This is a genomic window from Kitasatospora sp. cg17-2, from assembly GCF_054031055.1.
The window spans coordinates 8,287,650-8,302,141 of the sequence record NZ_CM132923.1 but is presented as its reverse complement, the minus strand read 5'-3'; the positions used below and the strand labels follow the sequence as shown (position 1 = coordinate 8,302,141).

The 14,492-nt window shown below is 71.1% G+C and carries 7 protein-coding genes; 1 reads left to right on the top strand and 6 read right to left on the bottom strand.

The annotated features are described in order from the left end of the window. Window positions 1–140: 140 nt before the first annotated feature. The 6 genes from ACW14Y_RS34870 to ACW14Y_RS34845 all read right to left on the bottom strand — a co-directional run bounded on the left by ACW14Y_RS34870 (window position 141) and on the right by ACW14Y_RS34845 (window position 11,970). Window positions 141–2,318 carry a DEAD/DEAH box helicase gene (locus ACW14Y_RS34870; protein ID WP_456984729.1) on the bottom strand — a complete coding sequence of 726 codons (2,178 nt, stop codon included), beginning with the start codon at window positions 2,316–2,318 and terminating at the stop codon, window positions 141–143. Window positions 2,319–2,506: 188 nt separating this feature from the next. After that, window positions 2,507–3,760, bottom strand: coding sequence for a hypothetical protein (locus tag ACW14Y_RS34865; RefSeq protein ID WP_456984728.1), 1,254 nt, complete (start codon window positions 3,758–3,760; stop codon window positions 2,507–2,509). A 155-nt stretch (window positions 3,761–3,915) separates the two neighbouring features. Next, window positions 3,916–4,767 carry a hypothetical protein gene (locus ACW14Y_RS34860; RefSeq protein ID WP_456984727.1) on the bottom strand — a complete coding sequence of 284 codons (852 nt, stop codon included), beginning with the start codon at window positions 4,765–4,767 and terminating at the stop codon, window positions 3,916–3,918. Further along, entirely contained in the window at window positions 4,764–9,386 is a 4,623-nt protein-coding gene (locus ACW14Y_RS34855; protein ID WP_456984726.1) for an AAA domain-containing protein, read from the bottom strand. The genes ACW14Y_RS34860 and ACW14Y_RS34855 overlap by 4 nt, the downstream gene beginning before the upstream one ends. 835 nt (window positions 9,387–10,221) lie before the next feature. Next, the gene (locus tag ACW14Y_RS34850; RefSeq protein WP_380302551.1) at window positions 10,222–10,944 is read right to left on the bottom strand and encodes an LURP-one-related/scramblase family protein; all 723 of its coding nucleotides are present in this window, start codon (window positions 10,942–10,944) and stop codon (window positions 10,222–10,224) included. Window positions 10,945–11,295: 351 nt separating this feature from the next. Next, window positions 11,296–11,970, bottom strand: coding sequence for a TetR/AcrR family transcriptional regulator (locus ACW14Y_RS34845; RefSeq protein ID WP_456984725.1), 675 nt, complete (start codon window positions 11,968–11,970; stop codon window positions 11,296–11,298). A 141-nt stretch (window positions 11,971–12,111) separates the two neighbouring features. Here ACW14Y_RS34845 and ACW14Y_RS34840 point away from each other — a divergent pair, with 141 nt between their 5' ends. Continuing rightward, window positions 12,112–14,367 carry an MMPL family transporter gene (locus ACW14Y_RS34840; protein WP_456984724.1) on the top strand — a complete coding sequence of 752 codons (2,256 nt, stop codon included), beginning with the start codon at window positions 12,112–12,114 and terminating at the stop codon, window positions 14,365–14,367. Window positions 14,368–14,492 lie beyond the last annotated feature (125 nt).

Below are 14,492 nucleotides of genomic sequence, written 5' to 3'. Positions count from 1 at the left end.
CCCCGGGGGCGGAGGTCTCCCCCACGCTGCTCGGCTCACTGCCGTTCACCTGGGACCTCCGGTAGGGCCGGTGTCGTGGTGGGCTCATGGTGGGCTCGTGGTGGGCTCGTCGTGGGCTCTCCTCGGATCGGACGCCGGGCTCAGTCGAGCGGCAGGGCAGCCAGCCGAAGCTGTTCCTCCTCCACGATGCGCACCGCCAGTGACTGCTCCGAGACATCCACGGCCTCCGGCATCGACTCCGCCACCTCGCTCCGGCGCGCGTACTCGTCGAAGAGCCGGTCCTTCACCCGCAGGATCTCCAGCATCCGCTGGTCGACGCTGTCGGCGACGAGCAGCCGGTGCACCTGGACACGCCTGACCTGGCCCATGCGTTGGGACCGGCCCACGGCCTGGCTCTCCAAGGTGGGCTTCACCTGCGGTTCGCACAGGACGACGACCGAAGCCGCCTGGATGTTCAGCCCCACGCCTCCGGCCTGGATCTGGCTCAGCAGCACCGCGTGGCCCGCCACCGCGGCGAACCCGTCCACGACGTCCTGGCGCCGCGCCGCCGGGAGGCTGCCGTCGATCGGACCGAACACCTCTCGGCCCAGTGATCCCCGGACGGCCGCCAGGACCTCGTGGAAGAACGAGAACACCACGACCTTCCGGCCGTTGGCGGCAGCCTCCTCGACGATCTCCCGCAGCCGCTGCAATTTCGCCGACCGTGCGGGATCCGCGTACGCGGCGCGGCGCATGGCCATGAAGTTCCCGGCGGCAACGGCGGCCCGGTACGCCGCGAAGTCGGCCGACGAGAACTCCTCCCACTCGTCGACATGAACGGCGTCAGGAAGCTCGGTGAGGACATCCTTCTGGTTGCGGCGGAGATAGGCCGGAGCGACCGCCTTCCGGAACGCCTTCGGACCGACCGCGGTCGAGCCGTCGTCGATCCGGGACAGCAGTTCGGGCTGGAGGTACCGCACCAGGTTGCGGAACTCCTCGACCCGGTTCTCCATCGGGGTACCGGTGAGGAAGAGCACCCTGTCGACCCGGTCGGTCCACGCGGCCACGGCCCGGGAGCGCTGCGCCGCATGGTTCTTGACGTAGTGGGCCTCGTCGACCACGACCATCCCCACGGCCTGCTCCGGAGGGACTTCCAGCTGGCGGAGGCCGTCGAATGTCACCACCACGACGCCACCCTCGCGGATCCACTCGGCCCGTGCCGGTTCCCGCTCCGGGCCGTGGAACCGGTAGGCGCGCAGACTGCTCCGGCTCTCGATCTCCCGGATCCAGTTGATGAGGACGCTCGCCGGACAGACCACGAGGAAGTGTGTGCTCCCCCGCGCCCGGAGGTGCGCCATCGCGGCGATCGCCTGAACGGTCTTCCCCAGGCCCATCTCGTCGCCGATGATCACCCGCTTCTGCCTGAGGGCGAATCGGGCTCCGAACGCCTGGTAGCCGCGCAGCGAGACCCTGAACCGCGTCTCGTCCAGCGGCTCGGCCCGGACACCGTCGGACAGTTCCTCGGGGAGGAAGCCCTCGGACGCGCTGACCTCGTCCGGAGCGAGCCCCGCGATCCCGGCGATCCCGGCGAGAACGCCGTAGAACTCGGCCGAGCGGTGCTCGAAGTCCGTCCACGCCTCCACGTCGGACGCCGGCGGCCGCAGCAGGTCCGCGGAAGCCTGTGCGAAGAGCATCGGTATCGCCTGCGCCTCCGACTCCGCCAGCAGAGCCGTGAGCCGCTCGACGGCGGCGAGGGCCTCCTGCTTCCGCCGCCGACCGGCCAACAGACCGCGGATGGCTCCCCGCGCCGGTTGGGCCGTGGCGACGAGGGCAGCGACCTCGCCGACAACGCGCTGCGCGACCTCATCGGCGCGGGCTGCCTCGGGACCGGCGACGACGAGCCGCTGAAGCGCGGTGACCAGTGCCGTGCTCGTCGCGTCCTGGTGGTCGACGTCGAGCCGGACCGCCACGCTCTGCTCGGCCGCCTCGGCGATCCTGCGAGCAGCGGCGACGGTCTGGGCAGCGGTCTGCGCACCGATTCCCGGGACCGACTGCAGCGAGTACGCCGAGGCCTCGACGATCCGCTGGACGGTGCGGAAACCCGCGGCCTCCAACGCGCCGACCCTGAGGCGCCCCGCGGTCACGTCCTTGAGCCGTGCGACGGGGATGCTCTCCAGCTCCTCGCGAACCAGCCGGTCCCTCAGCGCGCTTGCGGCCCGGGTCACCTGCGCGACGGCATCCCGGTGGTCCTCCGTGACCGCGAGAGCAGCCGCGTGGAGCCGCCCGGCTTCCGCGAGGACAGCCTTGGGCTTGCGAAGGGTCCGCTGCCTGTCCGCCACGTACCGCTCCTACCTCGCTTCGACCGCCGGGCGCCCTCCGGGCCCCAACATGATTGCACCCCGAGCCCCGCCCGTACCGCCCAACAGCACCATTCCCCCCTCACCCACGCCCGCGGTCGGTGGAGGCTCCGGCGGGAGGCCGAACCTCCCGCCGAAGCCTCCGAATTCGTCGTCCGCCGAGCCTGGTGTCAGCCCAGGACCCGGATCGCCAGCACCGAACCGTCCCGGCTCAGCGAGACCGGCCCGTTCCACTTGGGGTCCCACTGTTCGTCGGACCACTCCTCACGGAGAGCGTGGGCGCCTTGCCGGTACTCCTCGACCCGTCCGGCGGCAAGGTACTTGAAGAGGTCCCTCGCGACCCCGGAGAACGCCTCCACCCGCGTGCCGTTCAGCCGGAAGACGTGATCCGTGCCCACGAAGTCGACGCCGTGCACCGGGTACGCGATGTCCTGGACGATGCCCGTTCCGGCATGCGTGTACTGCTCGAAGTGGCGCTTTCCCTGACGCTTCGACAGGTACCGCGCGGTAGGTCCACCCCCTCCGCTGAAGGCCGTCAGACCGGCCGCGTTCGCATGTGCGAGGACGCGACGGAACCATCCATAGTCCTCCGGTCGAACGTGGTACCCGGCCACCGTCCGCGGCTCATCACCGGTCCCCCACGCGAGGTCGATCCCCGGTGCGACGGCGCGGTCCTCCGGCGGGATGTCCAGATCGACCGCGCCCGCCCCGGTGGGGAGGCGCAGCGACCCGTCCCCGGCCGCCTCCAGCAGGTGGAGCGTGATGGGGTCCTTGCCGGGGATCTCCGTACCGAACACCATGGCCGGCGTCCCGTCCGGCCTGCCGAGGTGGACCGCCTCCACATGGACTGCCGCAGTGGACAGTTGGGCGTGCACCTGCGCGGGCTTCCCGTGTGTTCCCTTGCAGGCGACCAGCACGACCTTCGAGGGTGCGCCGGGCTTCCACACCTCCAGGAAGAAGTGCGGACGCTTGGGTGCCCGGAGTGCCGAGTCCTCCTTGCCGGTCAGCGTCCACCCCGCGCGCAGGGCGATCTCGGCATCGACGACAGACACCGAGTGGTCCGGGTACCGCCGCCGGAGCACCTCCTGAGCGACAGCGAGGGCCAACCCGATACCCAACTCACCCGACTGGACCGCCTTGTAGTGACGGATCGGGTTGCGACCCTCGTCCGAGAGGGTCATGAAGCGCCCGTGGTTGCCGTTGAGTGCCTGGCAGTACTTGAGGCTGGCCCAGTGTTCCGCCAGCCCCCTGCCGGCGCCCTGCCTGGCCAGGACGTTCGCCCTGCCGAGCGTGTGAAGCAACGTCCACGGCGTGAGCTCGATCGACTGCCCGCGGTCCGCCACGGGCACGGCACGCAACCCCGGCTTCCGGCGGAGCAGTTCCTGGCTCTTCCCGCGCCGTTCCTTGTCATCCGCGTCGGACACCTCGGCGACGCTCCCTGCCAGGCCGGAGGTCGAGTGGATCGCGATGTTCCACGGCTGGACGAGATCCCTCAGGACTGCTGCTGCGTTCTTTCCCATCGTCTCTCCCCTGATCAGGTTGTGGATCGCGTCGTTGATGCCGGTCGTCCGTGTTGGGGCTACCCGGCACGGACCGAGCGCGTCTCAGCGAGGTCGTTGAGCGCGGCGTTGACCACCTGCCAGCAGATGCCCAGGGTGTCGCGGTCCGGCCGGTGGCTCTGGCGGGCCTCGGCCTTGGGGTGGACGAAGTTCCGGTACTCCCGCAGTTCGTGGCTGAACCTCTTGGCATCCGCGCCGATCCACCCAGCGTCGTGACACACCTCGATCAGCGTGTGCAGGGAGACGCGGTCCTCCGAAGCCCGCCCCAGGACAGAAGGGTCCCGCTCGACGACGCTCTGCAGCAGCACGCCCTCCAACAGAGAGCCGAGCATGATGATCGCCGCGACGTGGGCGCCGTTGGCGTAACAGGTTCGCGCCTCGTCCAGCCGCCACTGCAGGAGCTCGGCCATGCCGTCGTCCGCGATGAGGTCCGCCATCACCACCTTCAGCTCGGTCGAACCGTAGTGCGTCGGGTGGGCCAGCGCCGGGTCGCACGCCACCAGCCGGGCAGCGCCACCGGGGTTCTCCAGCCGGTAGCCCTCGTGGATCAGGAAGGTGTTGACCGCTGCCACGACCTCACCGAGCAGCTCGGGCTCGTCGAGGTACTCCCGGGGATCGGCCAGCCTGAGCAGTACCTTCTCGATCTCGCCAGGCCGGTCGCGCCGTTCCATCAGCAGTTCGGTCGCCCACTCCCTGCGGTACTGGCCGTCGTACTCGGGCACCTCCTGCCAACCGGCCCGCTTGAGGAAGCCCGCGATCTCGAAGCCGCGGCGGTAGTAGAGGTCGTCGTCACCGGCGACGACACGGGCGAGCTCCTGCAGGGTGTTCTCGTCCAGGACGAGACCGTGCTGCTGGGCCTGGAACTGGGTCATGCCATTCCTCCGGTCGATTCGGTGTTCGGGTCAGGGGCGGATCCCACAGGCATCCCGGCCGCGCTGCCGGGGCGTCGCGTTCCCTCCAGCTCGTGTTCCTCCGCCCCCTCGTCGGGGAGCTCGTCACCGGCCGGTAGTTCGAGCGCCGTCCACGGCTGGTCGTCCTGCGACGCGGAGGTCTGCCGGGAGTAGTCGGCCGGATGGATGCCCTGCCGGTCGAGCTCCGGCCACAGGCCTGCCAGGGCCTCGTCCGGGTCGAACCTGAACTCGCTCTCGCGGATCCGCCAGAACCTCCAGCCGACCCGCTGCAGTTCACGGTCCCGCTGCTGGTCGTACCGGAGCTGGTCGAGGGTCGAGTGGTAGTGGTCGCCGTCGCACTCCACACCGAGGCGGCCCCTGGCACCCACCACCACGAGGTCGATGCGCTTGCTGCCTGCCGGGTACTGCGGCACAACGTGGTACCCGCGCTGCTTCAACCGCAGGTAGACCTGCTGTTCGAAGAGCGAGTCGAAGGGGGCCCGCCGGACGTCGGGCAGCACCGGACCGATGTCGTCGGCCTCGGCCAGCCCCGCGGGCGGGTTCTGCATGTAGCCGAGCAGGTTCAGCCGCAGGTCGCCGGGCTTGAGCTGGTCCGGCGGCACGGAGTAGAAGAGTCGCATCTGGTCCTGGGCCCGGCTGGCCGCAACGTTGTAGGCCTGCTGTTCGCTGCGCAGGCCGCCTGCGATGCGGCGGACCCGGTCCACGACCATCGACAACAGGACGACGTGCCGCTCGTCGCCCTGGAACTGGGCCGGTGTGCCCACCCGGATGCGGTGGCGCTCCCGGACCGGGGCGGGGAGGCGCTGCTCGATCAGCTGCTCCAGCAGCTTGACCTGACCGAACGTACCCTGGAGCACGATGACTCCCATGGTCTTGTTCTCGTAGGTCGGATCCGCGGTCAGCTCGGCGAGGCAGTCCACGATCGCTGCGGCTTCCTTGGGGTTCCGGATCCGGCTGTCGCGTCCTTCGGCGACCCCGCCTTCGATGTAGTGCGTCAGTAGCGGGTCGAGCCGCTCGCCGCCGTACTGCCTGAGCGGGATGAGGCCCGGCGGTGTGTAGAAGGTCGCGGAGGACCAGCCGATGATCTCCGGCATGCAGCGGAAGTGCTCCTGCAGGCGGATCGTCGACGGGAAGAGCGCCGACAGCAGCTGGTACAGGTTGGAATGCGGCATGTACAGCTGCCGCAGGTGGGCCGGAACCTCCGGAAGGTGTGCGGTCAGACGGTCCTGGATCTGCTGGGTGCGTCCGAATCCGGTGACGGGGGGCGTGCACTGCTTGTCGTCGCCGACCACGATGATCCGCGGCGCGAGCCAGAGGAGGAAGAGCGCGTCCATACCGGCCTGGCTGGCCTCGTCGACGATCACCACATCGAACGCGTCCTGCCTCGGCCGGATCATCTCCGCCACCCGAGCGATGGGCATCACCCAGGTCGGCACCGCCCCCTGCGCGATGTCCATCGCGCTGCGGGCAGCCGCTTTGAAGTGCGACGCGTTCTTGCCCTTGCCCTTGCCGAACGAGGCCATGTGCGTGCGGTAGGCCTGCAGTGCCGAGCGCTGCTCCGCGGTCATCCGGACGAGGCAGTGGAGCCGGCCGTGCGCGGCGGCCAGGTCTCCCGTGAGCGCCTCCAGCTTCGCCTCGTGCTCGGTCAGCTCACCGTCCAGGCGCTGCTCCCGGCCCGGCGCACGTTCGTCGTCGACGAACTCGCACGCCTTCGCCCACGCCCAGGCCTCGCGGAGCCGTCCGAGCCGCTCGTCCCAGGCCGGATCGTCCGCCTCGGCTTCGAGTCGAGCCGCGAGCCCTGGCGACACACCGCGGAGATGACCGATCAACTCCGCGCACCGTCGCCGCCGTCGGTCCCGCTGCTGCGCCGCCGCCAGAACTTCGAGCTCCTTCGCATACCGGTCGACGTCGCGTTCCCGCAGGGCCTGGGCCATGGCGATCGCCTCGGCCGGCGGCGCCGATCGGTCGTCCTCACCACGCAGGAGGCCCTCCCAATGGACCAACCACGCCGAAGCCTCTTCGGCACGCTGCCGACCCGCCAAGGCCGACGCGGCCTCGGCGAAGTCCTGCCACCCCTGCGGCCGGGTCAGGTCGAGGTAGACGCCGTGACGAACCAGGACCTCGTCGACCTGCTCGCGGACCCGACCGAAGGCGTCGATCTCGGCCAGCTGCCGGTGCCGCTCGCGCAGCACGGCCAGCCGAACCTCCAGCGGCCCCTCCGTCAGGGGCGCGCCCACCTGCTCCCAGCGGGTGGCGACGGCCACCAGGGCCGCGTGGGCCTGCAGGTGGGCGAGCACAGCAAGAAGGTCGTCCGCGGAGCCCGGCGGGCTCCCGTCCACCCGACAGGTGCTGAGCAACTCGTCGGCCTCCCGCTGAGCCCTCGACGCGAAGCGCGTACGCAGCTGGCGTCCCCCGGAGAGGTAGGCCACCAGGGCCGGAATCGTGGACGCCATACGATGGGCACGATCCGGTGTCAGCGAATCCGGGAGAACGACTGTCGTCAGACCGACCCGTTCGAGGGCATCGGTGACGTCGGACAGGACGCTCTCGACATCCGTGACGCGCTGCCAGAGATCTGAGTTGTGCCGGGCGAGCCGATCGGCCAGAGCACGCGCAACCCAGTTCTCGGTGCCCCAGCGCGTGGCCTCCCACGGAATGCCCAGCCGGTGCAACCGGCTTCGACCTGAGCCGAGCAGTTCCGCCAGCTCGTCGGTCCTGGATGCCTCCAGCGCCGCCAGCAGGTTCCTGATCTCGACCGCCGCCGGAGAGAGCCCGTTGACACTCAGCCTGCTCGCCGCAAGGGCCGTCGCGACCTGGCCGGGAGTCGGCAGTGTCTCGGCCGACGGGTACTCCCCGGACTCCGCCCACTTCCCGGCGCCCTCCCTCAGCAGGGCGAGCAGTTCCTCCGCCTGGACAGGCGACAACGGAGGTACGGCGGGTACCCGGTCCGGCAGCCTTCCGATCCAGTTCGACCGCACCGCCTCGTCCTGCACTTTCCGCACGATCGCGGCGAGCGTTCCCGAGTAGCCCGACGCGACCTCCGGATGCTGGTAGACCTCGGCCTCCCGCAACGCGACCACCTGTTCGGTCAGCAGCTTGATCCGGCTGCGCACCTCGTACCGCCGTTGGGTCAGACGGCGGATCTCGTCCCGCAGCTGCTCGGTGTCGCCTGCCGCCACCTGATCGCTCAACGCGTTGATGGTGCGTTCGAGCTCGTTCGCTCCGTCCTGGCTGGTGCTGCTGAGCAGGAGGATGCACAGGTCCCGGACAGCCGGAGGAAGCTTGTCCCGGAGGACCGTCAGGGCCTGGTCCCTCGCACTGGTGACGAGCACCCGCTGGCCCTGCGCCAGGAGCGCGGAGACCAGATTGGCGATGGTGTGCGTCTTGCCCGTTCCCGGCGGCCCCTGCACCACCACACCGGTGTCGCGCTGCAGTCGCTGGAGGACGGATCGCTGCTGGGCATTGGTCTTCCCGGGAAACAGCGGCTCGTCACCGAAGAGTGCGGGCGCCGACTTCCCGCCCCAGTTCTGCCGGTCCTCGGCGTCCAGCGACATCACCAACTGTGCGAGCCCGAGCGGAGCCTGCCGTTCGGACACCACGCTCTCGGCAATGCGGTCGTAGAAGCCCAGGACCGCGTTGCGGTCCCTCGGGCGCATCATCAGCGCCGGTGCGAAGGTCAGCCGCGCACCGCCTTCCGGCCCGGTCGGCGGGCGCCAGTTGCTGCTGAACGCCACCGGGCGGGGAAGCACCAGGTCCTGCCACTGGGAGAGGCACTCCAACGCCTCCTCGCCCAGCAGGTGGAGAGGCCTCGTGGAGAGCTCCTCGTCGAACGCCGCGGCACGTTCCGGAACCCATCCGTCGTCCGTGTCGAGGAAGTCACGGTCCTCCAGACGAACTGCCCCGCCACCCGTGAGACGCACGGTGATCCGTGCAGTCCGGCGGTCCACCTGGGTCTCCACCCGCCGTGAGAGCAGATGCCGGTGAATCACGCCACCGCTGGGCTCGCTCCACGACAACAGGCCTACGGCAAGGACCAGTTCGTACTGGTCGTCCTGCTGCGCCAACTGCTGGTGCCAGTGATAGATCCTCTCGTAGAGCTCCCGATGCGACCGCTCGGCCCGTTCCCGTTCAGCCCACAGGCGCCAGCGCGCGAGCCACGGCCCGTACGCCCGCAGGACCTCCTCGGCGTCCTCTCTCACGACGGTCGCCTCGCCGTCCTGCCAGCGACCGGCGGCACCCACGCCCGGAACCCAGGCCCGGTCCGGCCCCTCCTCCGCCAACGGTGGATCCTCGGCGTCGGCCTCCTGGTACGACCGCTCGTCCACCCACCCTTCCAGCACGGGCGGAAGTTCCGGTGCGGCCACCTGCGGGACGTGGTCGAGCAGCAACAACGGTCGGTCGTCGTCGGACGGCCTGGGCACCTTCGCCGGCAGGTCGGCCAGCCAGAGCGGACCCCAGGAACGCGTGTCCCGGAGTCGCTGATGACTGCTCTGCACGACCTCGCGCAGGAACCCGACCAGCGCAGCGGTCTGGCCGATGACATCCGGATCACTCGCATGGCGTCGTGGAACGCTCACCATTCTCCCCTCGGTCGGTGACGAACGTTCCAGGATGGGGGCGGGCGCCGGGGTTCGAGGTGGGTCGCGGCAAGGTGGCCGGATCAACACTCGGCAATGACCGATAAACACTGGGTGACGGATGCCTTTGCGGCTCTGTCGCCGCTCTCTTTCGAACTGGGAGTCGTTCTGACGAACTGCCGAGCGATGACACCCGGACGCCGCGGCGCGCTGGCGCCTATCGATGAGGTGACGGTGGACGTCGGAGCCCGGCCATCGTGGAGGCCACCACGCGGGCCGTCGGCCGGAGCGGCGCTCGCCCGACTGCTCACCGGCCATGAGGGACACAGCGGAACCCCGGCGCCGGCGCCGTTCGCCGGGATGCCGGGATGCCGGGATGCCGGGATGCCGGGATGCCGGGATGCCGGGATGCCGGTCAACGAACTCGTCGGCGCGTTCGGCTGCCTCACTGGCGGGGAGCTGGAGGCCGCGCAGTGGGACCGCCGCCGTCCGCCGGCGACAAGACCGCCCTCGAGCAGATCGGGCCGATGCGCCGGACCAGAACCCCTGGCCGACTCTCCAGCAGTCCCGCAAAACCCGGGTACCGGGCACCGTCCGCGCCGAACGCCTCGACCGGCTGGCCGACTTCGGCTGCGAGCTGGCGCTGGTCCGGCCCAATGCCGTCCCCTCGACCCCAGTCGCGAGGGCCTCGGGTCCGACGCCATGCGGCGCGACCAGGCCGCGGCGGACACCCGGCGCCACCCCGGCCGAGCCCGCTCCGTCCACCGCCCGTGCCCCGACCCCGGACGGAGGGGCGGGGCACGGGCGACGGCGGGTTGCGGTCGGTTTGCGGGCGTGGCTAGCCGAGGCCGCGGGCGTCCTGCTTGAGGGCGGTGTCGACGGTCAGCGCGGTCGCCACGACGAGGCTGAGCAGCGGGTCGGCGAGCGGGCGGTGGATCTGGAGCACGTAGTTGTCGGCCGTGGTGAACATCGTCTTCGCCAGGCCTTCCCAGGTCTTGGTGATCCGGGCGATCTCGGTGTCCGTCTCGTCGACGATGGAGAAGTTCCAGGCCCGCCAGTTCTCGGCCTTGACGGCGCCGACCTTCCGGCCGCCGACCTCCAGCGCGAAGTTGATCTTCCCGATGGCGTTCTGCTGAACGATCTGGCCGACCTCCTGACCGTTCGGAAGCTGGACGATCACCCGCGACTTGATGAACTTCGCCGGGCGGGTGAGCAGCAGCACCGGAGCGCCGTGCGCGTCGCGGATCTCCAGCTTGTGGGTCAGGTACTGGTCGAGGGAGGTGAGCAGCCGTATCGCCTTGCGCAGAGCGCCCTGGCCGACCTGGACCACCGAGCCCAGCGTGGCGCCCTGCTGGTCGAAGACGGCGTACTCGTTGGTGAGCTCGATCAGCTTGGCCTTCTGGTTCACCACCAGGACGGGCTCGGAGAAGAGGGTGCCGCCGCCACCGGAGACCGGTCCGACGCCCGCCTGCTTCTGCACCTGGCGCTGGACCTTGGCGGAGTCGCCGGCCGGAGCGGTCGGCTGCCCGGGGAAACCGGGAGTGTTCGTGTTCTGGGACATGGCGGGCAGGCTAGGCCCAAACCTCCCCGGCCAGCCAGATCATTCGCCCGGCACCGGCCCGTCCGGAGCTCCGCATTGTGCCCTTGACCTGCGGATTCGGCACCTGCGAGCGCCAGTTGGCCACCGGCCGACGGGCCCCGGTGTGGCCGATGTCACACCCGGGGCAACAGCGCCGCAGCCCGACCGGGCCTCAACCGCCGCGCCCGTGGGGCCCGGTGGGCGGCCATCAGGTCGCGGTACCAGGTGTACGAGGCGCTCGGGGTGCGCTTCTGGGTGTCGACGTGGACGAGGCCGACGCGATGGCGCCGCCCTCGTCGCCCGAGCCGGCGTCGTGGGCCGCGCGGGCCCCGATCACCGCCGGTCCGCGGCCGGCGACAGGCCCGCGGTGCGCGCGGCGACGCCCGCCTGGACTGCGAAGAGGCGGTCCCGCGCCTGCTGGTCGAGCGTGTGGAAGTGGCCGTGCGCCTCGAGGGTGACGAAGCCGTGCACCGTGGCCCAGGCCAGCATCAGGGCTTCCGCCGGGTCCGGCGCCAGCGAGCTGCCGAGCCGACCGTGCTCGGCCGTGTCGGCGACGAGTTCGGCCATGTGCGCCATCGCCCGTTCGCCGGCCGCCACGGTCGGCCCGTCCGGCGGGGCCGCGTACCCGGGTACGGGGGAGCCGAAGATCAGGGCGAAGCGCTCCGGATTCCGCTGCGCCCAGGTGCGGTAGGCGGTGCAGGTGGCCTCGAAGCGGCCGTCCAGGTCGTCGGGCGGCACGGTCCCACGGGTCGCCGCCAAGGCGTCCGACAGGCTGTCGTAGGAGTCGGCGACCAGCGCGGTGAGCAGCTCGTCCCGGTCGGCGAAGTAGCGGTACAGGGCGGGCGGGGTCATCCCCATACTGCGGGCGATGTCGGTGAAGCGGAGGTTCGCGGCGCCGCGCTCGACGATCAGGCCCAGGGCCGCGCGCTTGATCTCCTCCACGGTGTCGGCGCGCAGCCGTTCACGGCGGCTCAGCTGACCGCTCTCGTCGGGCGACCCGTCCGTCATCGCATCTCCATCCGCCCGCCGCGCCAGTCACCGCGTTGACAATCGGTACCCACCGAGGGGAACGTTACGCTTCATCATGTGCGTTATGAAGCGTAACGCATTGTCTGGGGGCGGAGCCCCTGACGACGCACGGAGGACCACATGTCCCAGGGACTGCGCGACGGCCGGCGGACAGCCGCCGGGGAGAGCGGGCCACACCGGCCCGGCCCGCTCGGCCGAATAGCCGGTTGGAGCTTCCGGAACCGGGGCCGCACGGTGCTGCTCTGGCTGCTCGCCGCCGGTGCGGCCTTCGGCCTCTCGGCCGGCCTCGGCGCCAAGTACAGCGCCGACTACACCGCGCCCGGCTCGGACTCCAAGCAGGCCCAGCAGTTGCTGGCCCGGGACTTCCCCGGGCTGGGCGGTGAGTCGATCAGCCTGGTGCTGAGCGCGGACGGCAGCGTGACCGACACCGCCACCCGCGACCGGGTCAAGGAGTTGCTCGCCCGGATGGCCGAGGTGCCGCACGTCAGCGGCATCGACGACCCGTACGGGCCGCGCGGCAAGGTGTCGACGGACGGCCGCACCGCCCTCGGGCAGATCCACCTCGACGTCGCCGTCGCACCCGACATGCCGAAGGCGGACACCCAGCGGCTGCTCGACCTCGCCCGCCCCGTCGACGGCGGCCTGCGCGTCCACCTCGGCGGTATGACGGTCCAGCAGGCCGAACAGGGCGCGATCGGCTCGGAGGCCATCGGCATCGCGGCCGCCGCCGTGATCCTGGTGATCACCTTCGGCTCGGTCGTGGCCGCCGGCCTGCCGATGCTCACCGCGCTCGGCGGGCTCGCGGTCAGCGCCACCCTGCTGCCGGTCCTCGCCGCGATCATGCCGGTCCCGGACTGGTCCACCTCGCTGGCCGCGATGCTGGGCATCGGCGTCGGCATCGACTACGCGCTCCTGCTGGTCACCCGGTTCCGCGAGTGGCGTGCCGAGGGGCTCGAACCCGAGGCCGCCACGGTCGCCGCGCTCGACACCGCGGGTCGCGCGGTCGTGGTCGCCGGAATGACCGTGGTGGTCAGCATGCTCGGGCTGTTCGCGATGGGTCTGTCGTTCATGCGCGGCGCCGCGGTCTCGGCGATCCTCTCCGTGCTCGTCGTGATCGCCGCGTCCGCCACGCTCTTCCCCGCCCTGCTCGGCTACCTCGGCCGACACATCGAGCGCCTCCGACTCCCCCTGCCCCGGCGCCGCGCCGCCCGGGGCGGCAGCCCGGTGGGCGCCGGCTGGCTGCGCTGGAGCAGGCTCGTCGAGCGTCACCGCGTCCTCGGTGCCGTCACCGGCGTCGTCGTCCTGCTGGCGCTCGCGGCACCGTTCCTGGGCGTGCGCTTCGGCTTCCCGGACGCGGGCAACGACCCCGCCGGACGCTCGAACCGGCTGGCGTACGACACGGTGGCCGCCGGCTTCGGACCGGGCAGCAACGGACCGCTGATCCTGGTCGCCGAGTTGGCGCCGGGCACCCCCTCCGACGCGACAGCCGCGCTGCCCGCCGCCCTGAAGGCGGTGCCCGGCGTCACGGCGGTGACCCCTCCGGTGCCCGGCGCCGACGGCCGCTCACTTCTGTTCACCGTCGTCCCGGACAGCGGTCCGCAGTCCGGCGCCACCAAGGCCCTGGTCCGCGACCTCCGCGACCATGTCGTCCCGGGCGCGGTCGGCCCGGGCGTCCGGGTGCACGTCGGCGGGGCGACCGCGAGCGCGATCGACAGCACCGACAACATCTCCCGTCGCATCCCCCTGCTGGTCGGCGGTGTGGTGACGGTGTCGATGCTCCTGCTCCTGGTGGCCTTCCGCAGCGTCGCCGTCGCCCTCAAGGCCGCGGTGATGAACCTGCTCTCCGTCGGAGCCGCGTACGGCGTGGTCGCGCTCGTCCTCGAAGGCGGCACCGCCGGCCGATTGATCGGCATCGACAGCCCCACCCCGCTGCCGGCGTTCGTGCCGGTGCTGACCTTCGCCGTCCTGTTCGGCCTCTCGATGGACTACGAGGTCTTCCTGGTGAGCCGGATGCGTGAGGCCTGGCTCCGCAGCAACGACAACGCCGAGTCCATCGTCAGCGGACTAGCGGGCACCGCGCGGGTCATCACCGCGGCGGCGGCCATCATGGTCGCCGTGTTCGCGGCCTTCGTCCCCTCCCCCGATCTGCCGATCAAGGTCATCGGCGTCGGCATGGGCTCGGCCATCCTGATCGACGCCACGCTGGTCCGACTGCTGCTGGTACCCGCCGTGATGCACCTGCTCGGCCGCGGCAACTGGTGGCTGCCCGGCTGGCTGGACCGCCGTCTCCCCCACCTCCACGTCGAAGGACACACGGAGTACTACCAGCCGAAGCCCACCACCGAGGCACCCCGCCCCCTGGCGGCGGCCCGGTAGTGGCAGCGGCGGACCGCGGGGCCGTGGGGCGCCCGCGGTCCGCCGTCACGGGACCGACGAGCACGCCGACGCGACCGGGCCGGCCGGCCGAACGCAGACGTGAGTCCGTGGTCCGCGGAGCCGAA

Excerpts from the sequence above, each read along its gene's own strand:
- ACW14Y_RS34855 (WP_456984726.1), bottom strand. The coding sequence starts at position 9,386 with ATGGTGAGCGTTCCACGACGCCATGCGAGTGATCCGGATGTCATCGGC.
- ACW14Y_RS34840 (WP_456984724.1), top strand. The coding sequence starts at position 12,112 with ATGTCCCAGGGACTGCGCGACGGCCGGCGGACAGCCGCCGGGGAGAGC.
- ACW14Y_RS34860 (WP_456984727.1), bottom strand. The coding sequence starts at position 4,767 with ATGACCCAGTTCCAGGCCCAGCAGCACGGTCTCGTCCTGGACGAGAAC.
- ACW14Y_RS34845 (WP_456984725.1), bottom strand. The coding sequence starts at position 11,970 with ATGACGGACGGGTCGCCCGACGAGAGCGGTCAGCTGAGCCGCCGTGAA.
- ACW14Y_RS34850 (WP_380302551.1), bottom strand. The coding sequence starts at position 10,944 with ATGTCCCAGAACACGAACACTCCCGGTTTCCCCGGGCAGCCGACCGCT.